18 protein-coding genes and 1 pseudogene are annotated in these 24,301 nt (G+C 62.1%); 7 read left to right on the top strand and 12 right to left on the bottom strand.

Annotation, left to right across the window (positions count from 1 at the left end):
- Nucleotides 1-58: 58 nt before the first annotated feature.
- Both ABIE33_RS21630 and ABIE33_RS21625 read left to right on the top strand, forming a co-directional pair.
- Complete coding sequence (locus ABIE33_RS21630; protein ID WP_429129245.1) at nt 59-694, top strand: DUF1326 domain-containing protein; 636 nt, start codon at nt 59-61, stop codon at nt 692-694.
- 5 nt (nt 695-699) lie between these two features.
- Nucleotides 700-1,578 (top strand): DUF2182 domain-containing protein, encoded by an 879-nt coding sequence (locus tag ABIE33_RS21625; protein ID WP_429129243.1) that lies wholly within the window; start codon nt 700-702, stop codon nt 1,576-1,578.
- A 124-nt stretch (nt 1,579-1,702) separates the two neighbouring features.
- Here the strand turns inward: ABIE33_RS21625 and dnaJ are convergent, their stop codons facing one another.
- From dnaJ to ABIE33_RS21600, 5 genes are all read right to left on the bottom strand, one after another.
- Complete coding sequence (dnaJ, locus tag ABIE33_RS21620) at nt 1,703-2,839, bottom strand: molecular chaperone DnaJ (protein WP_429129240.1); 1,137 nt, start codon at nt 2,837-2,839, stop codon at nt 1,703-1,705.
- Nucleotides 2,840-3,184: 345 nt separating this feature from the next.
- Nucleotides 3,185-5,107, bottom strand: a complete 1,923-nt coding sequence (dnaK, locus tag ABIE33_RS21615; protein WP_025425431.1) for a molecular chaperone DnaK — start codon at nt 5,105-5,107, stop codon at nt 3,185-3,187.
- Nucleotides 5,108-5,368: 261 nt separating this feature from the next.
- Nucleotides 5,369-7,603 (bottom strand): transglycosylase domain-containing protein, encoded by a 2,235-nt coding sequence (locus tag ABIE33_RS21610; protein WP_429129238.1) that lies wholly within the window; start codon nt 7,601-7,603, stop codon nt 5,369-5,371.
- A gap of 472 nt (nt 7,604-8,075) precedes the next feature.
- Nucleotides 8,076-8,285: a hypothetical protein gene (locus ABIE33_RS21605; protein ID WP_429129236.1), complete on the bottom strand. Its 210-nt coding sequence runs from the start codon at nt 8,283-8,285 to the stop codon at nt 8,076-8,078.
- Nucleotides 8,286-8,405: 120 nt separating this feature from the next.
- Complete coding sequence (locus ABIE33_RS21600) at nt 8,406-8,756, bottom strand: hypothetical protein (protein ID WP_429129233.1); 351 nt, start codon at nt 8,754-8,756, stop codon at nt 8,406-8,408.
- A 447-nt stretch (nt 8,757-9,203) separates the two neighbouring features.
- Between ABIE33_RS21600 and ABIE33_RS21595 the strand changes: the two are divergent.
- Nucleotides 9,204-10,087, top strand: a pseudogene (locus ABIE33_RS21595) (DMT family transporter).
- A 92-nt stretch (nt 10,088-10,179) separates the two neighbouring features.
- Nucleotides 10,180-10,671 (top strand): hypothetical protein, encoded by a 492-nt coding sequence (locus tag ABIE33_RS21590; protein WP_429129230.1) that lies wholly within the window; start codon nt 10,180-10,182, stop codon nt 10,669-10,671.
- A gap of 17 nt (nt 10,672-10,688) precedes the next feature.
- Here ABIE33_RS21590 and ABIE33_RS21585 read toward each other — a convergent pair whose 3' ends face one another.
- Entirely contained in the window at nt 10,689-11,636 is a 948-nt protein-coding gene (locus ABIE33_RS21585; protein ID WP_429129227.1) for a lysylphosphatidylglycerol synthase transmembrane domain-containing protein, read from the bottom strand.
- Nucleotides 11,637-11,935: 299 nt separating this feature from the next.
- Here ABIE33_RS21585 and ABIE33_RS21580 point away from each other — a divergent pair, with 299 nt between their 5' ends.
- Entirely contained in the window at nt 11,936-12,274 is a 339-nt protein-coding gene (locus ABIE33_RS21580) for a hypothetical protein (protein WP_429129225.1), read from the top strand.
- A 38-nt stretch (nt 12,275-12,312) separates the two neighbouring features.
- On the opposite strand, the gene ABIE33_RS21575 is transcribed toward ABIE33_RS21580, so the two are convergent.
- From ABIE33_RS21575 to ABIE33_RS21565, 3 genes are all read right to left on the bottom strand, one after another.
- Nucleotides 12,313-13,704: a M20/M25/M40 family metallo-hydrolase gene (locus ABIE33_RS21575; protein ID WP_429129222.1), complete on the bottom strand. Its 1,392-nt coding sequence runs from the start codon at nt 13,702-13,704 to the stop codon at nt 12,313-12,315.
- Between the two features lie 205 nt (nt 13,705-13,909).
- The gene (locus ABIE33_RS21570) at nt 13,910-14,353 is read right to left on the bottom strand and encodes a MarR family winged helix-turn-helix transcriptional regulator (protein ID WP_429129219.1); all 444 of its coding nucleotides are present in this window, start codon (nt 14,351-14,353) and stop codon (nt 13,910-13,912) included.
- 352 nt (nt 14,354-14,705) lie between these two features.
- A complete protein-coding gene (locus tag ABIE33_RS21565; protein WP_429129217.1) occupies nt 14,706-15,092 on the bottom strand; it encodes a hypothetical protein in 387 nt (128 codons plus the stop codon).
- Between the two features lie 89 nt (nt 15,093-15,181).
- Here ABIE33_RS21565 and polA point away from each other — a divergent pair, with 89 nt between their 5' ends.
- Both polA and purU read left to right on the top strand, forming a co-directional pair.
- Nucleotides 15,182-18,163, top strand: coding sequence for a DNA polymerase I (gene polA / locus ABIE33_RS21560; RefSeq protein ID WP_429129385.1), 2,982 nt, complete (start codon nt 15,182-15,184; stop codon nt 18,161-18,163).
- A 219-nt stretch (nt 18,164-18,382) separates the two neighbouring features.
- A complete protein-coding gene (gene purU, locus ABIE33_RS21555; RefSeq protein ID WP_429129215.1) occupies nt 18,383-19,237 on the top strand; it encodes a formyltetrahydrofolate deformylase in 855 nt (284 codons plus the stop codon).
- On the opposite strand, the gene ABIE33_RS21550 is transcribed toward purU, so the two are convergent.
- From ABIE33_RS21550 to ABIE33_RS21540, 3 genes are read right to left on the bottom strand one after another with little or no spacing between them, the layout of a single operon-like run.
- Nucleotides 19,230-19,874, bottom strand: a complete 645-nt coding sequence (locus tag ABIE33_RS21550; RefSeq protein ID WP_429129212.1) for a TetR family transcriptional regulator — start codon at nt 19,872-19,874, stop codon at nt 19,230-19,232. The genes purU and ABIE33_RS21550 overlap by 8 nt on opposite strands.
- 53 nt (nt 19,875-19,927) lie before the next feature.
- The gene (locus ABIE33_RS21545) at nt 19,928-23,068 is read right to left on the bottom strand and encodes a multidrug efflux RND transporter permease subunit (protein WP_429129210.1); all 3,141 of its coding nucleotides are present in this window, start codon (nt 23,066-23,068) and stop codon (nt 19,928-19,930) included.
- Between the two features lie 10 nt (nt 23,069-23,078).
- Complete coding sequence (locus tag ABIE33_RS21540) at nt 23,079-24,296, bottom strand: efflux RND transporter periplasmic adaptor subunit (protein ID WP_429129208.1); 1,218 nt, start codon at nt 24,294-24,296, stop codon at nt 23,079-23,081.
- Nucleotides 24,297-24,301: the final 5 nt, after the last annotated feature.

The raw sequence follows: 24,301 nt of genomic DNA, 5'->3' as shown, positions 1-24,301 counted from the left end.
CGTCGAGCAATCGAGGGGAATGAAGCAGACCCACACCGATCAGATCCAGGAGGAGACGATGACGAGTGTCAGGTGGACGATCAAAGGTCGGGAATTCCTTCATTGCAATTGCGCCTATGGCTGCCCCTGTCAGTTCAATGCGCTGCCGACCCACGGCAATTGCTGCGCCGTCGGCGGGTTCGAGATCGAGACCGGCCATCACGGCGAAACGCGCCTCGACGGCTTGAGATGCGGGATGATCGCGGCTTGGCCTGGAGCAATTCATGAGGGCAGGGGAGAGGTCGTGCCGATCGTCGACATCAATGCTACGCCCGCACAGCGCGAGTCCTTGCTGCGCATCATGAGCGGCCAGGATACCGAGCCCGGGGCGACCTTCTTCCAGGTGTTCGCCACCACCTTCGAGACCTTTTACGACCCGGTCTTTGCCGAAATCGAGTTCGATGTCGATGTCCGCGCTCGTACAGCGAGGCTGAATGTGCCCGGCTGGATCGTGGCGCGCGGCGAGCCGATCCTGAACCCCGTGACCGGAAACCCGCATCAGGCGCGCATCAACCTGCCGCAGGGCTTCGAATACGACGTCTGCGAGGTCGGACGCGGATGGGCCGATACGAAGGGGCCGCTGACGCTGTCCATTCCGGATTCGCACGCCCATTTCGCCAGCATGCATCTGACCGAAAGCGGCGTGGTTCACTGACGCCCATGACCGACACCGCGCTCGAAACGCTTCTAAGGCGCGACCGGCTCATCGTTGTCGTCTCGCTGTTGGTGCTGACCGGAATTACCTGGCTCTATACGCTCTGGCTGGCAGCCGGCATGGATGCCACTGCGGTCATGCCGGCCTCTGCCGATGGCATGAGCGCCGACATGGCGATGGACATGGGGGCGGGTGACGGCATGGAGGTGGACAGGTCGCCGGGTGCCATGGCGTCGATGGCGGACGTTGCTTTCCGCCCTTGGAGCGCTTCGACCTTCGCCTATGCCCTTGTCATGTGGGCGGTGATGATGGTCGGCATGATGACGCCCTCGGCAACGCCGATGATCCTGCTCTATGCCCGCGTCGGGCGGCAGGCGGCGCTCGAGGACAGGCCGTTTGCCGCGACCGGCTTTTTTGCCGGCGGCTATCTCTCGGCCTGGATCCTGTTCGCGCTTGTCGCAACGCTCGGACAATGGCTGCTGGAGGCCGCACTGATGCTGACGCCGATGCTGATGAGCGCCAGCCGCATGCTCAGCGGCATCATCCTGATTTCGGTCGGCTTGTTTCAGTGGACGCCGCTGAAAGATGCCTGTCTGAGGCAGTGCCAGGCGCCGCTGCTTTTCATCCAGAATCACGGCGGCTTTCGCCGCGGTGCACGAGGGGCGTATCGGCTCGGCTTTCGCCACGGCCTTTATTGTGTCGGTTGCTGCTGGGCGTTGATGGCGCTGCTGTTCATCGGCGGGGTGATGAACGTTCTATGGATCGCCGCCATCGCCGTTTTCGTGCTCGCCGAGAAGGTTCTTCCCGGTGGCCGCCTGCTTTCCCGCGCCGCGGGTGTGGTGCTCGTCATGGCCGGGCTGTGGCAGCTTGCGGCCATGACGTGATCCTACAGCGCCGCGCGTCTTATTAGACGCGCAAAGGTCGCTGTAGCACTTTGAATTGCTGCATGTTTTATCCTTAAATCGGATAGGATTTAAGGAAACATGCAGTAGGGGCAACCGCTGAGCGTCAGTCGCTCAGCGTGTCGAAGAAATCCTTCATTCGGGCGAAGAAACCGGCGGATTCCGGATTGTTGTCCTTGGACGAGATCTGCTCGAATTCCTGCAGCAGCTCGCGCTGACGCTTGGTCAGCTTCTGCGGCGTCTCGATCTGCATCTGGATGTAGAGATCGCCGGTCTGGCTGGAACGCAGCACCGGCATGCCCTTGCCCTTCAGGCGGAATTGCTTTCCGGCCTGGGTGCCTTCCGGCACCGTCACGCGCGATTTGGTGCCGTCGAGCGTGGTGACGTCGAACTTGCCGCCCAGCGCCGCGGTCGTCATCGAGATCGGCACGCTGCAATAGAGGTCAGCGCCGTCGCGCTGGTAGAATTCATGCGGCTTGACCGAGAGGAAGATGTAGAGATCGCCCGCCGGTCCGCCACGCAGGCCCGCTTCCCCTTCGCCGGAGAGGCGAATGCGGGTGCCGTCTTCAATGCCGGCCGGAATGTTGACGGAGAGCGTGCGCTCCTCGGTGACGCGGCCCTGGCCGTGACACTTGGTGCAGGGGTCGGTGATCGTCTGGCCGCGGCCGCCGCAGGTCGGGCAGGTGCGCTCGATCGAGAAGAAGCCCTGGGCGGCGCGTACGCGGCCGGAGCCCTGACAGGTTCCGCAGGTCTTCGGGCTGGTGCCGGGCTTGGCGCCGGATCCGGTGCAGACATCGCAGGTGATCGAGGTCGGCACCCGGATCTGCGCGGTCTTGCCGGAATAGGCCTCTTCCAGCGAGATTTCCATGTTGTAGCGCAGATCGGCGCCGCGCTCGCGGCCACCCGATGAACGCCGCTGGCGCCCGCCACCCATCATCTCGCCGAAGATGTCTTCGAAGATGTCGGAGAAACCGCCGGCACCACCGGCGCCACCGCCAAAGCCGTTGCCCATGCCGCCCTGCTCGAAGGCCGCGTGACCGTAGCGATCATAGGCCGCGCGCTTTTGCGGGTCCTTGAGCGTCTCGTACGCTTGGTTGATTTCCTTGAAGGTCTTTTCCGAGGCGGCGTCGCCGGGGTTCTTGTCCGGATGATACTGCATCGCCAGTTTGCGGAAGGCGCTCTTCAGCTCCTTCTCATCCGCGTTCTTGGCAACGCCAAGCGTTTCGTAAAGATCACGTTTCATTCTTCAAAGATTGTCCTGTTGACAAGGCGTGCCAGCGCGGGGGCCCGGCGGCTGCCTGGTTACCTTGCCAAAGGATTTAGTAAACCTTGAAGCGCGATACCATAGCCCACCTGCCCGCGGACGCGGTTTTTTGTCGGAAAAATGACGTTTCTTCCGGTCTCGCGCCCGGTCAGCTCGATTTGGCGCCCACTCTCGCCTGCGACGTTGCGCTGTGGCGGCGGTTTCAGCAGGGTGGGTCTAGGGACTGACGTTCGTCAGAAGCTGCCTGGCACGAGTGCCCGAGGGGAAGGAGAAACAAAAAAGCCCGGGTCACCCCGGGCTTTTCCGTCTCTAGGAGAGCGCGACTTAAGCCGACCGCTTGCGGTCGTCTTCGTCGTTGACTTCTTCATAGTCCGCGTCGACGACATCGCCATCGCGGGCGGCGTCAGCGGCGGCGTCCGCATGGGCGGCGTCCGTCTGCTGGGCCTCATAGATCGCCTGACCGAGCTTCATGGAGACTTCCATCAGCGTGTTGGTCTTGGCCTTGATGTCTTCAGCATCCGGCTCGGAAGCCTCGACGGCGGTCTTCAGCGCGGCAATGGCGTCGGAGATCGCGTTGCGGTCGGTTTCCGAGACCTTGTCGCCGTAGTCCTTCAGCGACTTTTCCGAAGAATGGATCAGGCTCTCCGCCTGGTTCTTCGCTTCCACGCCTTCGCGGCGCTTCTTGTCGGTTTCGGCATTGGCCTCGGCGTCCTTGACCATCTTCTCGATGTCGGCGTCGGACAGGCCGCCCGATGCCTGGATGCGGATCTGGTGTTCCTTGCCCGTACCCTTGTCCTTGGCCGATACCTGCACGATGCCGTTGGCGTCGATGTCGAAGGTCACTTCGATCTGCGGCATGCCGCGCGGTGCCGGCGGAATGCCGACGAGATCGAACTGGCCGAGCAGCTTGTTGTCGGCTGCCATTTCACGCTCGCCCTGGGAGACGCGGATCGTCACGGCCGACTGGTTGTCGTCGGCGGTCGAGAAGGTCTGCGACTTCTTGGTCGGGATCGTCGTATTGCGTTCGATCAGGCGGGTGAAGACGCCACCGAGCGTTTCGATGCCGAGCGACAGCGGGGTTACGTCGAGCAGCAGAACGTCCTTGACGTCGCCCTGCAGAACGCCGGCCTGGATCGCAGCACCCATGGCCACGACTTCATCCGGGTTCACGCCCTTGTGCGGCTCCTTGCCGAACAGCTGCTTCACGGTTTCCTGGACCTTCGGCATGCGGCTCATGCCGCCGACGAGAACGACTTCGTCGATCTCGGCAGCCGAAACGCCGGCGTCCTTGAGCGCGGCCTTGCACGGAGCGACGGTGCGCTGGATCAGGTCGTCGACAAGCGCTTCGAACTTGGCGCGGGTCAGCTTCATCGTCAGGTGCTTCGGACCGGAGGCGTCTGCCGTGATGAACGGCAGGTTGATTTCGGTCTGCTGCGACGAAGACAGCTCGATCTTGGCCTTTTCAGCGGCTTCCTTGAGGCGCTGAAGAGCAAGCTTGTCGTTCTTCAGGTCGATGCCCTGTTCCTTCTTGAACTCGCCGGCGAGATACTGGACGAGACGCATGTCGAAGTCTTCGCCGCCGAGGAAGGTGTCGCCGTTGGTCGACTTCACTTCGAAGACGCCATCGCCGATTTCGAGAACCGAGATGTCGAAGGTGCCGCCGCCAAGGTCATAAACGGCGATCGTCTTGCCGTCCTTCTTGTCGAGGCCGTAGGCGAGGGCTGCAGCAGTCGGCTCGTTGATAATGCGCAGCACTTCGAGGCCGGCGATCTTGCCGGCATCCTTGGTTGCCTGGCGCTGAGCGTCGTTGAAGTAGGCCGGAACGGTGATGACGGCCTTCTCGACCTTTTCACCGAGATAGGATTCGGCCGTTTCCTTCATCTTCTGAAGGATCATGGCGGAGATCTGCGACGGCGAGTAATCCTTGCCGTGTGCTTCGACCCAGGCGTCGCCATTGTCGGCCTTGGTGATCTTGTAAGGAACCATGTCCTTGTCTTTTTGCGTGGTCGGATCCTGGAAGGTCCGGCCGATCAGGCGCTTGATCGCAAAAAGCGTGTTTTCCGGGTTGGTGACCGCCTGGCGCTTTGCCGGCTGACCAACGAGACGTTCGCCGTCTTCGCTGAATGCCACCATCGAGGGGGTCGTGCGCGCGCCCTCGGCATTTTCAATGACCTTCGCATCTTTTCCGTCCATGACGGCGACGCAGGAGTTGGTCGTTCCCAAGTCAATACCAATAACTTTAGCCATGTCGTTCTCTCCTTGCAGCGGACTGTCGGAACCCGGTCAGGCATTCGTGAGACAGTCCCTAACGGGATGGTCTTTGGATTTCATCGCAGCGGTGGCTGCGCCGATGCGGCGTATATAAGGACCGGCGTTTCGGACTGCAAGGCATTCTGCGGGGCGATTGGGGGCAAAAGCAAGCCTGCGATTGGCACGCGGCCAACAATAGACGCTCGGCCCGCGGCCGGCAGGGCGGCAAAGCGTTGCGGCGGCGGCGTTCGAGCCGCCTCAGCCGCCCGTCAGGATATCGAAAAGCGTCGTGCGTTTGGTGGCACCGGTGGTCTGGCCGACATCGGCCGGCGGCACCATGCCGCCGTTGCCGTCAGGCAAGGGCCGGGTCTGCTGCACGGCGATCGAACCGTCGACGCCAACAGGTGGTTCCGGAAACGCGTTCGGATCGCCGGAAAGGATGTCTCCCGTCGCGGCAGGCGGTGCGCCGCCGTCGTCGAAGACCGGTTGGACCCCGGTGGTGCCGAACAGCGGCGAAGGCGAAAGCCCCTCATGCGCGGTCACCATGAAATCGTGCCAGGCCTTGGCCGGCAGGCCGCCGCCGGTGACCTTCTTCATCGACTTGCCGTCGTCATTGCCGAACCAGACGCCGGTGGTGAGGTTCGAGGTGTAACCGACGAAAAGCGCATCGCGGAAGGATTGCGTGGTGCCGGTCTTGCCGGCCGCCTCCCAGCCCTTCAGACGCGCCTTCTTGCCGGTACCGTTGGTCAGCACCCGCACCATCATCTGGTTCATCTCGCTGACGATGGCCGGATCGAGCACGCGCGGCGGGTTGTCGTAGGTGTTTTCGTAAAGCACCGTGCCGTCGGCCTTCGAAATCCGGCGAATGACATGCGGCGTCGCCTTGAAGCCGCCGTTCATGAACGGGGCATAGGCCGAGGTCAGTTCGACGAGGCTGACTTCCGAGGTGCCGAGCGCGATCGAGGCATTGGCCTGCATCTCGGAATCGATGCCGAGGCGATGCGCCACCTTCACCACGTTCTGCGGACCGACCTCCATCACCAGCTGCGCGGCGATGGTGTTGAGCGAGTTGGCGAGCGCGTCGGCGATGGTAACTTCGCCGCGGTATTTCTGGTCGTAATTTTCCGGTGTCCAGTTGCCGATCCGGACCGGGCCGTCGTTGCGGATCGACATCGGCGTGCGGCCGATCTCGAGCGCTGCCGCATAGACGAAGGGCTTGAAGGCCGAGCCCGGCTGGCGTTTGGCCTTGGAGGCGCGGTCGAACTGGCTCTCGGCATAATCCTTGCCGCCGACCAGCGCGCGGATGGCGCCGGTGCCGTCGATCGACACGAGGGCTGCCTGCGAAGCGTCGAGCTTGGCGCCGTCGGTCGAAAGCGTGGCGCTGATCGCCTCCTCCGCCTTCTTTTCCAGATTGAGGTCGATGGTGGTGTCGACGATCAGGTCTTCCTTGACCTCGCCGATCATGCCGGGAAGCTGGTCCATCACCATGTCGGCGACATAGTGTTCGGCGCCAGACCAGTAGCTCTTGGCCTTGGTCGGCGTCTGCGACATCGCCGTCTTGATTTCGCTGTCGGTGACGAAGCCTTCCTCGCGCATGGCACCGAGAACGACCTGGGCGCGCTCTTCCGCAGCCTTCGGGTCGCGGGCCGGCGACAGGCGGGAGGGCGCCTTCAACAGGCCGGCCAGCAATGCTGCTTCGCCGAGGTTTACGTCGCGCGCCGACTTGTTGAAGTAACGCCTCGATGCCGCCTCGACGCCGTAGGCATTAGAGCCGTAGAACACCCGGTTGAGGTACATCGCCAGGATCTGGTCCTTGGAATATTTCTGCTCCAGCCAGAAGGCGAGCAGCACTTCCTGAACCTTTCGCTCCAAAGTCCGTTCCGGCGAAAGGAACAGGTTCTTGGCAAGCTGCTGAGTCAGCGTCGAGCCGCCCTGGACCATCCGGCCGGTGGTGACGTTGGTCAGCATGGCGCGGGCCAGGCCAAGCGGGTCGACGCCGAAATGCGAATAGAACCGGCGATCCTCGATGGCGATCACCGCCTGAGGGATGTAGGGCGACATGTTTTCGAGCGACAGCGCCTCGCCGCCGGTCGTGCCGCGGTTGGCGATGATGTCGCCATTGACGGAGAGGATCTTGACGTTGGGCGGACGCTCGGGGATCGACCAGCTTTCAGCGCTCGGCATGCGCGCGCCGTAGTAGAGCACGAGACCGCCAACGCCCATCGCGCCCCAGATGCCGAGCACGATGCACCAGTAAAACAGCGTGCGCACGAGGCCGATGAACCCGCCGCCTCCGCCGGAACTGCGGCGCGTTCCACCGCGTTTGCTGCGTTGGGCTTTCTTCTTGGGCTGGGGAGCTGATTTGCTGCGGGCAGGTTTGCGGCTGCCGCCGGTCACGCGATCGCTGGCCTCGATGCGAAAATCGTCATCGTCGTCCGTGCTGCCGCCGAACGAGGGCTCGATCCGTTGTCCTGACTTGCCGCTTGCTGCCATGCCGTTTGGATTAACCCCTCATGCCGCATCGCGGGCGCCCAGCCGTCCGCCCCAGTGGCGAAGGCAATCTCGAAGGCGGGGAGAAATTAACCCATCGACCCGCCACGGCGATGCGGTGAACTTTAAATGCGGCAATTTAAGGGGGGGTTAAAAACCGAATTGTAAAATATGCATGGTCTTCAACAACTTGCCGGATTTGAAGTCTCAGGCTTTGCTGCTTCGTTCGCTCAACTCCGGCCTCTCGAGAGCTGCGGGTGGTTTGCGCGGGCGAGACGGATGGAAACGGATATCCAACAGCTATCGCGCAAAGGCACTTTCACATCGCGGCTTTTGGCATTTGTGGCGACCGCGCCGTTCGGAGGCCTGGTCTATTGGCCGCACGAGTTGGGAGCCGCACGCGACGTCGGCGACCGCGGGCGAATCAGCCTTGGAACGCCGATGCGCATGACCAAGCACTGTGTCTGTGGCGGGCCTATTCGGCGGTCTTTTCGTCCTCAACGACACGATCGGTCTTTTTCAAGAGCACCATTTCTTCGGATGCTGGCTGGCTCTCCGTCGCTATGCTGGCGGTGGTTGTTGTCGTGTCGACCGCTGCATTGGTCTTGGCGTGATAGGCGCATTCGGCAAATGCCGCGGAGGCGGACAGGCCGACTGCAGCCACAGTCACTAGGATGATCTTCATGATCTTCTCCTTCTCGCTCACGGGTGAGATCCTAACCCGCAACGCGAGCCGCTCGAAATCACGATTTTGTTCCGGCGGAGGCTGCGCCAGGGTGTGGAGGATGGAGCGAACCTTGTTGTTCTACTCGATCGAGCTCCTGAGTGGTGTTTCGCCGACGAGCTTCGCCTGCTTGCTGCGGTCCGGTTCGGTGTACTCGTAAAGCCATTGGCTGTAGGGCAGCCGCAGCAGGACGGTCTTTGCCAGCTTGTTGGTGGCCATCGCATCGCAGTCGCGCGCCGGGTAGGCCTGGCGGGTGCACATCGCTTGCGGACTATCGACCAGGCGATAGCCGTGACCTTGAAAGACCAGCGTGGTCATCGCGGTCAACCGGTATGAACCGGGTGGCACGACAACGAGGCGCAAGCTGGCAAGCCAGGTCGCCAGAATCAGGAAAACGATGATCGCGGTCGGGATCTGGAGCAATAATTTCATGAAAAGCCTGCAATTCCTAGGTGCAATGGCATCTAGGGAACCACAAAACGTCTGCATGTCGAGAAAGATGTACGCTATGGTATAAGCTATCTGCGGTTGTGGTTTGCAACCTGTAACATTAGTATTTGCCAAAAATGAGCAGCCGTTAATAGCGGATGGGCACGATTTCGGGAGTAAATTGTGCGGCGCAGCAAATCTGCTCTTGAAAATATTGCGACGCATGATTATTGTAAGACTTATCGAAGCGCTGCACCTCCTCCCGTGGCGCCCGATGTGGATCGGTGGCACTCCTCCTCCCAGTCACCGGTCAAGTTTGAGAGCCCCGTGCACCTCCTCCCGCGCGGGGCTCTTTTCATGTCCGGACCTTTGCGCGCCTGATGAAACACGCCCAAGCGGCGGTGCAGATTTTGCTGGTCCTGTCGGTCTTGCGGGTGTATCGGCGCGGTCATGGGCTCCAAGGCAAACGGCTATATCTACGCGCTCCTCGCTATCGTCATCTTTGCGATCCAGGACGGCATTTCCAAACATCTCGGCAGCATCTATCCGCCAGTTTTCGTGGCGATGATCCGCTATTGGGCCTTTGCCCTGTTTGCCGTGGTGCTGGCCGCCCGCGCAACGGGTGGGCTCAAGATAACGGCGACGACCAGGAGACCGCTGCTTCAGGTGCTGCGCGGGATGCTGCTGCCGCTGCAGATCGTCATGATCATTACCTCTTTCACGATGGTGGGGCTGGCGCATTCGCAGGCGATCCTTTCAGCGACGCCGCTTTTTGTCGCGCTTCTGTCGATGCCGCTTCTGGGCGAGCGTGTCGGCTGGCGCCGATGGCTGGCAATCTCGGTCGGCCTCGTCGGCGTTCTCCTGATCCTGAGACCGCCTGAAGGCGTTTTCGAGCTGGCGTTCCTGTTGCCGCTGGCAGCAGCACTTGTCTTCGCCCTCTATGTCATCGTCACCCGGCTGGTCAGCCGCGACGATCCGGCGATAACGAGCTTCTTCTATACCGGTGTCGTCGGTGCCGTGGCGATCAGCCTTGTCGGCGCATTCTTCTGGACGACACTGTCGCCGCCGGATTGGGGCTGGATGCTGCTCTTGTGTCTCACCGGAACCTCAAGCCACTATTTCCTCATCCGCGCCTATGACCTGTTGGACGCGGTGGCGGTTCAGCCGCTCACCTGCAACTGGTCTTCGCGTCGATCATGGGCGTCAGCCTCTTCGGCGAGACGCTGACCACCAACATGATTGCCGGCTCGGTGCTTGTGGTTGCGGCCGGCATCTTTACCGTCTGGCGCGAACGTGTCGTTGCTCGCCGTAAGGCGGGCCTGCCGCCGACCTGAGCGCGTCATCGATCTTTTGGCGAATCCTGCTATGGCTTCGCCTTTATGTTGTGCTCGGTTGGCTGCTCCGAAAGCCGATGAGGAGGAATGCCATGAAGTTTTCGTCCACCGCCGCGCTGGTGTTTTCGACGCTCGCTGCCGTGAATTCCGAAGCTCTGGCGCAGGACAACGTCGCCTATATCGACGACCGCTCGGATGGTGCCGCTGTCGTACGCTCGCTCTACAACGCCATCAATCGCAAGGAATATGCGCGCGCCTACGGCTATTTCGGCGAGACGAAACCGGTCGGCGGGTACAAGACGTTCACGCGCGGTTATGAGGGCACCGTTGCGGTCGAAATAAAGCTCGGCAAGGTGAAGACCGAGGCAGGTGCTGGCAGCATCTATTCGGCGGTACCGGTCGCAGTGAAGTCGATCGAGAAACGCTCGCGTGTACGCTTCTTCGCCGGCTGCTATGTGACCCGCATCATCAATCCGTCGCTGCAGGTGCCGCCGTTCACGCCCTATCAGATCGAAGCCGCGCGCCTGAAGGAAGTGAAGGGACCGCTCGAGGCGGCCCTTCCGACTGTCTGCAACGCGCCGTGACGCTTACCTCTTGATCTTCACTGAATAGGTCCGCGTCGCTCGGCGAGGAACCGCGACCGTTCGAACACCAGGATCACGGCGAGCGCCATGATGAATGGAATGACGAGATAAAGGATACGGAAGATCGCCAGTGCCGCCAGCACGTCGGCCGGGTCCATTTCCGGCAGGGCGGCGATGAAGACCAGCTCCAGCACGCCAAGTCCGCCCGGCGCGTGCGACAAGAGTGCTGCCGAGAACGATGCCAGAAAGATCCCGAGAACGACGATGAAACCCGGATTGCCGGCTTCCGGGAGGGCGAAATAGATGATCCCGGCCGCACCGATCAGCTCGACCGGCGCGATCACCAACTGCCGCAGCACGATCGATGGCTTGGGATAGTGCAGTTGGAACCAGCGCGTGCGGATCGACGGCAGGCCGACGAGGCTTCCGATCACATAGAGCGCGATCACGATCAGGATCAGCACGCCCGTCGTCAACGACATTTCGACCGGCAGGAATTCGGCAAACCGTTCGATGATCTCCGGTTTCACCAGAAGCACGATCGCCGAGAGCATCAGGGTTCCGAGCGCAAAGGTGAACGAGCAGAAGGCAACGAGCACGCCGACTTCGCCTGGTGTCAGCCCTTTCGATCGGTAGGCCCGGTAGCGCACGACAGCGCCCGAGAAGACGGAGGCGCCAAGATTGTGCGAGAGCGCATAGGTGGTGAACGAGCAGACGGTAATGAACCACAGCGAAATACGATGACCGAGGTGATCGATTGCCAGTTTGTCGTAGCCGGCAAGTGCCGCATAGGCGACCAGCGTTGCGCCGATCGCCAGAAACCAGCTTTCCAGCGAAATCGCCGTGAAGCTGGCGAGGAAGTCGTCCAGCGAGAGGCCGCTCAGCTCGTGATAGAGCGCATGCACCGAAAAAATGATCGCCGCCAGCCCGACGACGGGCCAGAAATACGCGCGCAGCCTGCTCATACCGGCGTCGCGATCGCTGCAGCAAATCCGGCCGAAGGCCCTGTAGACGGCGTCGTTTCTATCTCGGGACGCATCTGTTCATGAAAGCAGCCGCGGTCGCGGCTCCAGCTCGTCACAGTTTCGCGTCCGGAGCGCGACGTCTCGGTCCTCACACTTGCCAATGATCCAATTTCCCATTCTGATTTGTTTTGCAAAAGGGAAGCACCTGAGACCGGGCAGGTCAAGGATCGATGCCCCTGCATAGGTGCGTGTTTGGTCAAGAAATCGCGAAGACGACACGGTAAACCGGAGGTGGGTAGATGCAGAACGACAAGGAAAAGCCGATCGAGCCGGTCTTCCGCAATGGAACCGTGACGGTCGTCGGCGTGGTGCTGTCGTTTTCGCTGGGCTTTCTCACCCAGTGGGCGGCCAATCCGGTGCCGTGGAATATGGGTGATCTTCCGGCCGTCATCCTGTTGGCGATCGGCATCCTTTTGCAGATGCACGCACTGTGGGACTTCTTGCAGCTGCGCTCGCTGCAGCCGAAGGTCTATGACCAGGCGACCCGCATCTTCTTCATCGGTGTGGTGGTTACCGGCAGCGGCGTGTTCGCAGCGCTGATCGCTGACTTTGTCGTGATGATCTCGAAAGCCGCTTGACCGTCGTGGCGGGTATGCCCGCCACGACGTTGTTCATATCAGGCGGCAAGCGCGTTCAGGATGCGGATCCAGGAACGAATGCCCTTGTGATAGGACTGCAGCTCGTATTTTTCGTTGGGCGAATGGATGCGGTCGTCCGAAAGGCCGAAGCCGACGAGCAGCGATTCCATGCCGAGCATCTTCTGGAAGTCGCCGACGATCGGGATCGAGCCGCCCATGCCGATGACCACGGCCGGCTTCGGCCATTCGTCGGAAAGGGCGAGCTTTGCCGTGTTGAGCAGGTTCGAATCGTAAGGCAGCTGGATCGCCGGCGATCCGCCATGGGCATGGAACTCGACCGTGCAATCCGCCGGCACTTTCGAGCGCACATAGGCGCGGAAAGCTTCGCGGATCTTTTCCGGGTTCTGGTTGCCGACCAGACGGAACGAGACCTTTGCGGAAGCCTCAGCGGCGATCACCGTCTTGAAGCCTTCGCCGGTATAGCCGCCGGTGATGCCGTTGATCTCGGCCGTGGGGCGGGCCCAGGTCAGCTCCAGAACAGAGCGGTTCTTTTCACCTGACGGGATCGACAGACCGATCTCGCCGAGGAATTTTTCTGCCGTCTGGCCGAGGGTCTCCCATCCGGCCTTGATTTGATCAGGGGTTTCCTCGACACCTTCGTAGAAGCCTTCAAGCGTCACGCGGCTGTCTTCGTCATGAAGCCCGGCCAGGATGCCGGTCAGGATGCGGATCGGGTTGGCGGCAGCACCGCCGAAATAGCCCGAATGCAGGTCGCGGTCGGCCGCCTTGATGACGACTTCCTCGCCGACGAGACCGCGCAAGCCCGCCGAGATTGCAGGCGTGTCCCGGTCCCACATGCTGGTATCGCAGACAAGTGCATAGTCGGCTTTGAGTTCCGCCGCATTGGCTTCGAGGAAGGGTTTTAGCGACGGCGAGCCGGACTCTTCCTCGCCTTCGAACAGGATCGTGACGCGGCAGGGCAGCGAGCCGTGCACTTCCTTGTAGGCGCGGGCTGCTTCGACGAAGGTCAAGAGCTGGCCCTTGTCGTCGGCGGTGCCGCGGCCGGTGATGACCTTGCGACCGGGCTCCAGCTCCTTGAGGCCGGGCTCGAACGGGTCGGTATCCCACAGGTTCAAGGGATCGACCGGCTGGACGTCATAATGTCCGTAGAATAGCACGTGCGGAGCATCGGCGGTGGCGCCGGCGTGGTGGGCGACGACCATCGGATGCCCGGGGGTGTCGCGGATCGAGGCGGTGAAACCGAGACCGTTCAATTCGGCGACCAGCCATTCGGCGGCCTTACGGCAATCGGCCTTGAAGGCGGGATCGGTCGAGATCGACTTGATGCGCACGAGGTCGAAAAGCCTGTCCAGGCTCTTCGGCAGGTTTGCGTCTGCGCGCTCGAGAATGGGGGTGATATCTGCCATCATGCATATCCTTGCTTCAAGTTTTGCCGGAACCTACTGCATGACGTCGCAAATCGGAATCGATTTCAGCGGCGAAATCATGCGGCCGTTCAACGGGCGGCAGTGATTTTGGCGTGTCCGAACGAACCCGCTCAGGTTGTTTAGAGCCTCAAGGGGATGGGTTTAAGCCAAATTTTTTGATGGAACGATCAGAGGGCGCACTGTCCCGTCACGGGGCGCTGCCCTCGCGCGCGGCGTGGGCAAGCGCCATGCGCATATATTCGAGCATGAGTTCGCGCTCGAACTGCCGCAGGCCGGACAGCAAAGACTGATCGGCAGCAAGCGCTGCCTCCTTGGCGGCCGCCTCGATCTCCCGCGCTCTTTCGGTCAGGAAAATCTGTTGCGAGCGTTTGTCCTGCGGATGTTTGCGGCGGGTGATGAGCCCATCCCGCTCCATCCGCGCCAGCGTGTTGGCCATGGTCGCCTGTTCGATATCGAGCTTGTCGAGGAGCTGCTTCTGGGTCAGGCCTTCCTCGGCCCATAGTTCCAACAGGACGGGAAATTGCCCGGGCGCGAAGCCGAGCTTCTGACCGCGCTCCTGAAGGGCACGCGAGAAACTTTTGGCCAGCAGACTGGCCAGGTAGGTCGCAGATTCCATACGATTGAAGGCCATGCTCCAATGGGTACGCTCGAAGCGGCGTGAAGACAAGTTACAAAGCAGGCGATGGACTTGAGAAAGCCTTGTCTCACAAGGATTTGACAAGGACTTGACCCGATCAACGAGAAACCGCCACGGCGCGGAGGCGGCGCCGTGGCGGTTCTCTGAAAACGGGACAAAGGCCCGGAGAGGGGGATAAGGCCTTTGTCCTCATCTGGTGCGGGCGGGGGACAGGCCAATCACCAGAAGACGGCATCACTCGGTGCCGTTGACTAGGATTTGAGGATTCAAATGTGGCTTTTCAAGGATTGGGCCAATGAATCGCGCATTACAAATGCGTAACGTTTCTGTGAAAGCCGGACATTGCTCAAGCGCCCGTCGAGTGCCGGTTCCGCAAGGCAAAAATGACCTCGACGGAGCCGACCGCGATTGCAATCGTCAACGCCGATTTCGCTACATTGCCGGCCGATTGATCCGGTCCGATGCACATGATGACAATGAAGGCGGCGAAAAGTGCGGCGCGAGCGATCGTGTATTCGACCTTCTGCCAACGTGGCCACGGCGCGGCGTCCGCCCGTCTGAAATGGGTATCCAGCCCCGTCGTCGCAAGCAGATAGATAGGCGCAAAGATGGTCTTGATGACGACAAGGAATGCCGGATCGCTCGCCAAGAGCCAGGAAATGACGAAGCAGACTCCGGCAAACCCTGAAAGAACAAGGTACTGCCTCAGGGCATATTGCGCGTCATGCGGCATCATTGCCTCCTCTGTGACAAATGGAGATTGTAGTGTCCGGCGGGAAAACCGCAATGGACGTTTGGCTCACCCCGCGCTATCCATTGCCCATGAAAAACGGTGATCACCTCTTCCTCGTCGACGGCTCCGGATTCATCTTCCGGGCGTTCCACGCCATCCCGCCGCTCAACCGCAAATCCGATGGCCTTCCGGTCAACGCGGTGTCCGGTTTCTGCAACATGCTGTGGAAGTTGCTCACCGATGCGCGCGACACGTCCGTCGGCGTCACGCCGACGCATGTCGCCGTCATTTTCGACTATTCCTCGAAGACGTTCCGCAACGAACTCTACGACCTCTACAAAGCCAACAGGACGGCTCCGCCGGAGGATCTCATCCCGCAGTTCGGGCTGATCCGCCACGCCACGCGCGCCTTCAATCTGCCCTGCATCGAGAAGGAAGGGTTCGAGGCCGACGACCTGATCGCGACCTATACGCGCCTTGCCGAAAAGGCCGGCGCCAGCGTCACCATCATCTCCTCCGACAAGGACCTGATGCAGCTCGTGACGCCGAACGTGTCGATGTACGACAGCATGAAGGACAAGCAGATCTCGATTCCGGAAGTGATCGAGAAATGGGGCGTGCCGCCGGAAAAGATGATCGACCTTCAGGCGATGACCGGCGATTCGACCGACAATGTGCCCGGCATTCCCGGCATCGGTCCGAAGACGGCAGCGCAACTGCTGGAGGAATACGGCGATCTCGATACGCTGCTGGCGCGCGCAGGCGAGATCAAGCAGGCCAAGCGCCGCGAAAACATCATCGCCAATGCCGACCTTGCCCGGCTGTCGCGACAACTGGTGACGCTGCGCACCGACACGCCGCTCGACGTTCCTCTCGAAGACTTTCAGCTCGAACCCCAGGATGGGCCGCGTCTCATCGCCTTCCTGAAGGCGATGGAATTCACGACGCTCACCCGTCGCGTCGCCGCTGCCACGGACACGGACGCAGACACGGTCGAGCCGGCTGCCGTGCCGGTCGAGTGGGGCGCGGATGCGCGCGGACCGGATCTCGACAAGGCCGCGGTTGCCCCGCCGCCGTCGAGTGCTGGAGAGGTCGCGCCTGCGGCCAAGGACCAGGCAGTCTCCACGGGCGGGGTCACCGAGGCGACGCCAGAGGCGCTGGCGCAGTCGCGCGCCGCCCTGTTCGCCAGCGCTGCCATCGACCACTCGCGTTATGTCGCGATCCGCGATCTGCCGACGCTCGACGCCTGGATTGCCGACGCGAAGGATGCGGGCCTCGTCGCCTTCGACACCGAAACGACGTCGCTCGATGCCATGCATGCTGAGCTCGTTGGCTTTTCTCTCGCGCTTGCGGACTATGCCAAGGACCCCTCGGGAACGGTGATCCGTGCCGCCTATGTGCCGTTGATCCATAAAACAGGGGTCGGCGATCTTCTTGGCGGTGGTCATGCCGAAAACCAGATCCCGGTGCGCGAGGCGCTGAGCCGGCTGAAGGTGTTGCTGGAAGATCCGTCGGTGCTGAAGGTCGCCCAGAACCTGAAATACGATTATCTCGTCATGAAGCGGCACGGCATCACCGTCCAGAGCTTCGACGATACCATGCTGATGTCCTACGTCGCCGATGCCGGCAACGGCACGCACGGGATGGATGCGCTGTCGGAGCGTTGGCTCGGCCACAAGCCGATCGCCTACAAGGATATGACCGGCAGCGGCAAGTCGTCGGTGACCTTCGACTATGTCGATATCGACCGCGCCACCGCCTACGCCGCCGAGGATGCCGACGTCACGCTGCGGCTCTGGCACGTGCTGAAGCCGCGGCTCGCAGCCAAGGGTCTGGTGCGGGTCTATGAACGGCTGGAGCGGCCGCTGGTGTCGGTACTGGCGCACATGGAAGAGCGCGGCATCACCATCGACCGCCAGATCCTGTCGCGTCTCTCCGGCGAGCTGGCGCAGGGTGCAGCCGCCCTCGAAGACGAGATCTACAAGTTAGCCGGCGAAACATTTACCGTCGGCTCACCGAAGCAGCTCGGTGACATTCTCTTTGGCAAGATGGGGCTGCCCGGTGGTTCGAAGACCAAGACCGGCCAATGGTCGACATCGGCGCAGGTGCTCGAGGATCTTGCGGCCGAGGGCCATGAGCTGCCGCGCAAGATCGTCGACTGGCGCCAGATGACGAAGCTCAAGTCGACCTATACGGACGCCTTGCCGGGTTTCGTCCATCCGGAAACCAAGCGCGTTCATACCTCCTATGCGCTGGCGGCGACGACGACGGGACGCCTGTCCTCGTCCGACCCGAACCTGCAGAACATTCCGGTGCGCACCGCCGAAGGCCGCAAGATCCGCACGGCCTTCATCGCCACATCAGGCCATAAGCTGGTTTCGGCCGACTACAGCCAGATCGAGCTGCGCGTGCTTGCCCATGTGGCCGATATCCCGCAGCTTCGCCAGGCCTTTGCCGACGGCGTCGACATTCACGCGATGACGGCCTCGGAGATGTTCGGCGTGCCGGTCGACGGCATGCCGAGCGAAATCCGCAGAAGGGCTAAGGCCATCAACTTCGGCATCATCTACGGCATCTCCGCCTTTGGCCTGGCGAACCAGCTGTCGATCGAGCGCTCGGAGGCCGGCGACTACATCAAGAAGTATTTTGAGCGCTTCCCCGGCATTCGCGACTATATGGAAAACACCAAGGCTTTTGCCCGCGAGCATGGCTATGTCGAAACGATCTTTGGTCGCCGTGCGCATTATCCCGACATTCGCTCGTCGATCCCCTCGCATCGCGCGTTCAACGAGCGCGCCTCGATCAACGCACCGATCCAGGGTTCCGCCGCGGACATCATCCGCCGTGCCATGGTGAAGATCGAGCCGGCGCTAAGCGAGGCGAAGCTTTCCGCCCGCATGCTGCTGCAGGTGCACGACGAACTGATCTTCGAGGTCGAGGATGCCGAGGTTGAGCGGACCATCCCGATCGTCGTGTCGGTGATGGAGAATGCCGCGATGCCGGCGCTCGACATGCGGGTACCTCTCAAGGTCGATGCCCGCGCCGCGATGAACTGGGACGAGGCGCACTGAGGTTCCCCTGAGGGATTCCATCAACGTCCTTGCATCGACAGGTGCAGTTATTCTTGCAGAAGGCGGCCGCCACGGCCGCCTTCTGCCTGTCGGCGTATCACAATGATAGAAACCGCGCCCGCCCGCCACGTCGGCTGTTGCGGCCGTCCTCGTCTCCCCCTAGGCAGCGTCTGGGGAGGGCGCAAACGCGCCCGGCAGAGCCGCCGATCGGAGGAGACCATGGCCACCAACACATTCATCCTTGTGCTGTCCTGTGACGACAAGCCGGGCATTGTCGCCGCGGTCACGACGGAGCTGGCCGGCCTTGGCGCCAACATTGCCGAGAGCAGCCAGTTCTGGGATCGGCACACCAACAGCTTCTTCATGCGCATCGCCTTCCAGGCGCCTGATGGCATGCTACGGGACGATGTCGAGCGGGCGCTACGGCCGGCCGTCGACCGGTTCCAGATGCGCATCACGCTGACGGAAGCCGCGCGCAAGCCGAAGATCATCATCCTCGTCTCGAAGTTCGATCATGCGCTTCTGCATCTGCTCTATCAGATCCGCGTCGGCTGGCTGAACGCAGAGGTCGCAGCCATCGTCTGCAATCACGAGGACAGCCGACGAACGGCAGAACTCGAGGCAATTCCGTACCATCATTTGCCGGTATCGAAGATCAACAAGGCGGAGCAGGAGGAGAAGCTGCTGCGCCTCACGCAGGAAGCCGGCGCCGATCTGGTGGTCCTGGCGCGGTACATGCAGGTCTTTTCAGACAACCTGTCGAAGCGCCTCTATGGCAAGGCCATCAACATCCATCACTCGTTCCTGCCGTCGTTCAAGGGCGCCAAGCCCTATCATCAGGCGCACGAGCGCGGCGTCAAGCTGATCGGCGCCACGGCCCACTACGTCACCTCGGATCTCGACGAGGGACCGATCATCGAACAGGAGACGGAGCGCGTCAGCCATGCGCTGACGGCAGAGGATTTCGTCGCCAGCGGCCGCGACATCGAGAGCCGCGTGCTGGCTCGCGCCGTCAAGCTGCACCTGGAACGGCGCGTCATGCTCAACGGTCATAAGACCGTCGTCTTCAGCTGAGCGTGGGCAGCGCGGAACGGGTGGCGGACGGCGTGCGAAAGCTGGAGAACAGTCGCCTCAGCCCGTCACGCCCTTCGGTGACGATGTCGAAGCGGCGACCGAAGAGCAGCCACTCGGTGCACAAACCCAGCATCACCCAGTGAAGCGCACGGGTCGCCGACGTGGGCGTCCAGCTGTCCTGCATGTAGCCTTTGGCAAGCGCACGGGAAAAGGCCAGTTCCAGCAGGGCATTGTGGTGCTCGTCGAGCTCCTTGTGTCGGGTCAGGACCTCGCTCATGTCCCCGTCGTAGTTCGTGCGCAGCATGATGGTGAGAATGCGCTGGCGCTGCTCGTCGGCGGCCAGTGTATCGAGCCAGGCGCCCATCGCGTCCTCGACGATCGCCAGCGTATCGGCGGCTTCAGCCTCTATTTCCTGGGCAATCATGTCTTCCTGCGGCAGCGGCACGGCATCGTGCAGGGCCAGGAAAAGATCGGTCTTGTTGGCGAAGTGCCAGTAGATGGCGCCGCGGGTGACGCCCGCCTCCTTGGCCACTTCCTCCAGTGTCGTGTTTGAAACACCCTTTGCGTAGAACACACGTTCGGCAGCACTCAGGATCTTCTGCCGGGTTGCCTCCGCATCGGCTTTCGTTCGGCGCATTCATTCCTCCTTGCAGAACGGCCCGCCGAGAAGGCGGGCCGTCGATTGTCGTGTTACTCGGCGGGTGTCGGGGTCTCGGTTGCGGTTGGTGTGGCTTCCACCTTCTTGCGTCCGAACAGCTTCGTGACGAACACGAAGAACACCGGAACGAAGAAGATCGCCAGCACCGTTGCCGAGATCATGCCACCCATCACGCCGGTACCGATGGCGCGCTGGCTGCCGGAGCTTGCGCCGGTGGCAATCGCCAGCGGCAGAACGCCGAGCGTGAAGGCGAGCGACGTCATCAGGATCGGGCGGAAGCGTAAGTGCGCTGCCTCCAGCGTCGCATCGATCAGCGACTTGCCCTGCTCACGCAGTTCCTTGGCGAACTCGATGATCAGGATGGCGTTCTTCGCCGACAGGCCGATGATCGCGATCAGGCCGACCTTGAAGTACACGTCGTTCGGCATGTCGCGCATGGTGACTGCAAGCACCGAACCGATGACGCCGAGCGGAACCACCATGATGACCGCCACCGGGATCGACCAGCTCTCATAGAGCGCGGCGAGGCACAGGAAGACGAGCAGGCACGACAGCGCGATCAACAGAGGCGCCTGGGTACCCGACTGGATTTCCTGCAGGGATTGGCCGGTCCATTCGTAACCGAAGCCTGCCGGCAGTTCGCCCGCAAGCCGCTGCATTTCGTTGATCGCGTCACCGGAGGAGTAACCCGGAGCCGCTTCACCGCTGATGCGTATCGACGGGTAGCCGTTGTAGCCGATCGTCTGGGTCGAGGCCTTGACCCACTCCACCGTCGCAAAGGCGGAGAGCGGGACCATGCCGCCATTGGCGTTGCGGACGTTGAGGTTCAACAGATCCGCCGTCTGCATGCGCTGACCCTCGTCCGCCTGCACCGTCACGCGCTGCATGCGGCCGGCATTCGGGAAGTCGTTGACATAGGACGAGCCAAGGTTGGTCGAGATCGTCGAGTTGATGTCCGCGAAGGTCACGCCGAAGGTATTGGCCTTTTCGCGGTCGATGGTCACGCTGACCTGAGCCGCATCGGGCATGCCTTCGACGCGTACGCCGGTGACGATCTTGCTCTGAGCCGCAAGGCCGAGAAGCTGGTCGCGGGCCTGGGATAGCGCCGCTTCGCCGAGGCCGCCGCGATCCTGCAGGCGGAAGGAGAAGCCCCCGGTGGTGCCGAGGCCCTGGATCGCCGGCGGCGACAGCGCGAAGCTGATCGCATCCTTGATCTGGCTCATGGCCATGGTTGCGCGCATTGCGATCGATTGAGCGGCGTTGTCGGCGTCGCGTTCCTTCCAGTCCTTCAGCGTCACGAAGGCGAGCGCTGCGTTCTGTCCGGTGCCGAAGAAGGAGAAGCCGTTGATCGCGATGATGCGTTCGACAGCCGGCTCCTGGCCGAAGATTTTTTCGGCCTGTTCCACCACCTCGGTCGTACGGTTGCCCGTCGCCTCGGAGGGGAGTTGCATCATGACGATCACAAAGCCCTGGTCTTCGTCCGGAAGGAACGACGATGGCAGCTTCATGAACAGCCAGCCGAGGCCGGCGAGCACGGCGACGTAGACGATCATGTAGCGACCGGTCCGGTGGACCAGGCGCTTCACGATGCCGCTATAGCCGTGCGAGGTCTTGTCGAAGCTGCGGTTGAACCAGCCGAAGAAGCCGCGCTTGGCGTGATGGTGGCCCTTCGGAACCTGCTTCAGGAAGCTGGCGCACAGCGCCGGTGTCAGTGACAGCGCGAGCAACGCCGAGAACAGGATCGACACGACCATGGTCAGCGAGAACTGGCGATAGATCACGCCGACGGCGCCCGGGAAGAAGGCCATCGGGATGAACACGGAAGCCAGCACCAGCGTGATGCCGATGACCGCGCCGGTGATCTGCTTCATCGCCTTGCGGGTGGCGTCCTTCGGCGTCAGCCCCTCTTCGGACATGATGCGTTCGACGTTCTCGACGACGATGATCGCATCGTCGACGAGGATACCGATCGCCAGCACCATGCCGAACATGGTCAGAACGTTGATCGAGAAGCCCATCGCCAGCATCACCGCGCAGGTGCCCAAGAGAGCGACCGGCACGACGAGCGTCGGGATGATGGTGTAGCGGATGTTCTGCAGGAACAGGAACATCACGATGAAGACGAGCGCGACCGCTTCGACGAGCGTCGAAAGCACCTTCTCGATGGAGACGGCAACGAACGGCGAAGTGTCGTAGGGAACCGAATATTCGAGTCCATCAGGGAAGAACTTCGACAGTTCGTCCATGCGCTCCTTGATCGCCGTCGAGGTCGACATCGCGTTGCCGCTTGGCGACAGCTGTATGGCGATAGCCGCGGATGGCTTGCCGTTCAGGCGGGTCGAAAACGCGTAGCTTTCGCCACCGATTTCGACGCGGGCGACGTCGCGCAGACGAACGGAGGAGCCGTCCTGATTGGCGCGAAGCACGATCGCTCCGAATTCCTCGGCGCTCGACAGCTGACCCTTGACGACAACAGGAGCACTGACCTGCTGCGTGATCGGGTTCGGCTGTGCGCCGATCGAGCCGGATGCGATCTGGGCGTTCTGGGCCTGGATGGCATTCGTCACGTCGGCGGCCGTCAGGTTGAGGCCGAGCATCTTGTCCGGATCGAGCCAGATGCGCATCGAGCGTTCGGTCGCAAACAGCTGCGCACGGCCGACGCCGGGCACGCGCTGGACTTCGTTCAGCACGTTGCGGCTGAGATAGTCGCCGAGGCCGATGGCGTCCATCGAGCCGTCGGTCGAGGTGAGCGCGACGATCATCAGGAAGCCGGAGCCGGCTTCGTCGACCTGCACACCCTGGCGCTTGACCGAATCGGGCAGGCGCGGTTCGACGCGGCGAACGCGGTTCTGAATGTCGACGGCCGCCTGTCCCGGATCGGTGCCCGGTGCAAAGGTGGCGCTGATGTCGACCGAGCCGGAAGCGCTGGAAGTCGATTCGAAATAGAGCAGGCCTTCAACGCCGTTCAGCTCGTTTTCGATCAGACGGGTGACGCTCTGATAGGTGTCCTGCGACGAAGCGCCGGGGTAGCTCGTGTTGATGGAGATCTGCGGCGGCGCAACATCAGGATATTGCGATACCGGCAAGAGCGGTATCGCGATGATGCCGGCGAGCATGATGAAGATCGCCACCACCCAGGCAAAAATAGGCCTGTCGATGAAAAAACTAGGCATTAATCAGCACTCACTCTGTGGCTTCAGCGGGCTTTGCTTCGGTCGCCGCGGTCGTCTGGGCTGCTTCGGCCGCTGGCTTTGCATTCGGATCCCAGTCGGTCGGCTCCACCGGCGCGCCGGGGCCGATCTTCTGGAAGCCTTCGACGATGACCTTTTCGCCGGGCTTCAGCCCGGAGGTCACCTGCCAGCGGGTTCCGACCGTGCGTCCGAGCGTGACGTTGCGGAACTCGACCTTCTTGTCGGCGGCCACGACATAGACCTGCGACTGGCCGGCATTGTTGCGCTGGACAGCCTGCTGCGGCACGGTGATCGCGTCCTTCTCAACACCCTGCTGGACCAGCACGCGGACATACATGCCCGGCAGCAGGTCGCCGTCGGGATTGGGGAACTCGCCGCGCAGCGTCACCTGGCCGGTCGTCGCGTCGACGGCCGCTTCCGAGAACAGGAGCTTGCCCTTGTGTTCATAAGGCGTGCCGTCGTCGAGGATCAGTTGAACCTCGGCCTCCTGGTCACCGCTCATCATCTGGCCGGCTTCAAGCGCCTTGCGCAGGCGGATGAGGTCGGTCGCCGACTGGGTAAAGTCGGCATAGAGCGGATCGAGCTGCTGGATCGTGGCGAGGTTTTCCGAGCTGTTGGCGCTGACGAGCGCGCCCTCGGTGATCAGGGCCCGGCCGATCTGGCCGCTGATCGGCGCGGTCACGTTGGCGTATTGCAGGTCGAGCTTGGCTGCGGCCAGGCCCGCCTGGGCGATGGCGACGTCGGCGTTTGCTGCAGCGAGCAGGCCGTTTGCATCGTCGAACTGCTGGGCGGCGACGACATTGGCCTTCTTCAGGGCCTCCTGACGGGCAGCCTTCTGCTCGGCCTGGAGATGTACGGCCTGGGCGCGGCGCAGGGTCGCTTCGGCCTTCTCGACCTGGACCTGGAAGGGAGCAGGGTCGATGCGGTAGAGCACGTCACCTTCCTTCACCTTGGTGCCCTGCTGGAAGACGCGTTCGACGACGATGCCGGAAACGCGCGGGCGAACTTCGGCGACACGCGTCGCGGTGATGCGGCCCGGCAGCTCATTGGTGATCGGCAGCGTCTCGGATGCGGTCGTAAAGACAGCGACGGCCGATGGCGGGAAGGCAGGAGCGGCCTGTTCTTCTTGTTTCTGGCAGCCGGAAAGGAGAATCACGGTTGCCAAGGCGGCGGCCAGTGTCGGTCGGTTCATGCGCATAGCGATGTCCATATTCG

The organism is Ensifer sp. 4252 (assembly GCF_050434565.1).
Taxonomy (GTDB): domain Bacteria; phylum Pseudomonadota; class Alphaproteobacteria; order Rhizobiales; family Rhizobiaceae; genus Ensifer.
The sequence above is the reverse complement of the archived record's forward strand: the minus strand, read 5'-3'. Positions and strand labels throughout refer to the sequence as shown.

What these genes read in the sequence shown, in the direction of transcription:
- ABIE33_RS21630 (WP_429129245.1), top strand. Translation starts at nt 59, where the DNA reads ATGACGAGTGTCAGGTGGACGATCAAAGGTCGGGAATTCCTTCATTGC.
- ABIE33_RS21625 (WP_429129243.1), top strand. Translation starts at nt 700, where the DNA reads ATGACCGACACCGCGCTCGAAACGCTTCTAAGGCGCGACCGGCTCATC.
- dnaJ (WP_429129240.1), bottom strand. Translation starts at nt 2,839, where the DNA reads ATGAAACGTGATCTTTACGAAACGCTTGGCGTTGCCAAGAACGCGGAT.
- dnaK (WP_025425431.1), bottom strand. Translation starts at nt 5,107, where the DNA reads ATGGCTAAAGTTATTGGTATTGACTTGGGAACGACCAACTCCTGCGTC.
- ABIE33_RS21610 (WP_429129238.1), bottom strand. Translation starts at nt 7,603, where the DNA reads ATGGCAGCAAGCGGCAAGTCAGGACAACGGATCGAGCCCTCGTTCGGC.
- ABIE33_RS21605 (WP_429129236.1), bottom strand. Translation starts at nt 8,285, where the DNA reads ATGAAGATCATCCTAGTGACTGTGGCTGCAGTCGGCCTGTCCGCCTCC.
- ABIE33_RS21600 (WP_429129233.1), bottom strand. Translation starts at nt 8,756, where the DNA reads ATGAAATTATTGCTCCAGATCCCGACCGCGATCATCGTTTTCCTGATT.
- ABIE33_RS21590 (WP_429129230.1), top strand. Translation starts at nt 10,180, where the DNA reads ATGAAGTTTTCGTCCACCGCCGCGCTGGTGTTTTCGACGCTCGCTGCC.
- ABIE33_RS21585 (WP_429129227.1), bottom strand. Translation starts at nt 11,636, where the DNA reads ATGAGCAGGCTGCGCGCGTATTTCTGGCCCGTCGTCGGGCTGGCGGCG.
- ABIE33_RS21580 (WP_429129225.1), top strand. Translation starts at nt 11,936, where the DNA reads ATGCAGAACGACAAGGAAAAGCCGATCGAGCCGGTCTTCCGCAATGGA.
- ABIE33_RS21575 (WP_429129222.1), bottom strand. Translation starts at nt 13,704, where the DNA reads ATGATGGCAGATATCACCCCCATTCTCGAGCGCGCAGACGCAAACCTG.
- ABIE33_RS21570 (WP_429129219.1), bottom strand. Translation starts at nt 14,353, where the DNA reads ATGGCCTTCAATCGTATGGAATCTGCGACCTACCTGGCCAGTCTGCTG.
- ABIE33_RS21565 (WP_429129217.1), bottom strand. Translation starts at nt 15,092, where the DNA reads ATGCCGCATGACGCGCAATATGCCCTGAGGCAGTACCTTGTTCTTTCA.
- polA (WP_429129385.1), top strand. Translation starts at nt 15,182, where the DNA reads ATGAAAAACGGTGATCACCTCTTCCTCGTCGACGGCTCCGGATTCATC.
- purU (WP_429129215.1), top strand. Translation starts at nt 18,383, where the DNA reads ATGGCCACCAACACATTCATCCTTGTGCTGTCCTGTGACGACAAGCCG.
- ABIE33_RS21550 (WP_429129212.1), bottom strand. Translation starts at nt 19,874, where the DNA reads ATGCGCCGAACGAAAGCCGATGCGGAGGCAACCCGGCAGAAGATCCTG.
- ABIE33_RS21545 (WP_429129210.1), bottom strand. Translation starts at nt 23,068, where the DNA reads ATGCCTAGTTTTTTCATCGACAGGCCTATTTTTGCCTGGGTGGTGGCG.
- ABIE33_RS21540 (WP_429129208.1), bottom strand. Translation starts at nt 24,296, where the DNA reads ATGGACATCGCTATGCGCATGAACCGACCGACACTGGCCGCCGCCTTG.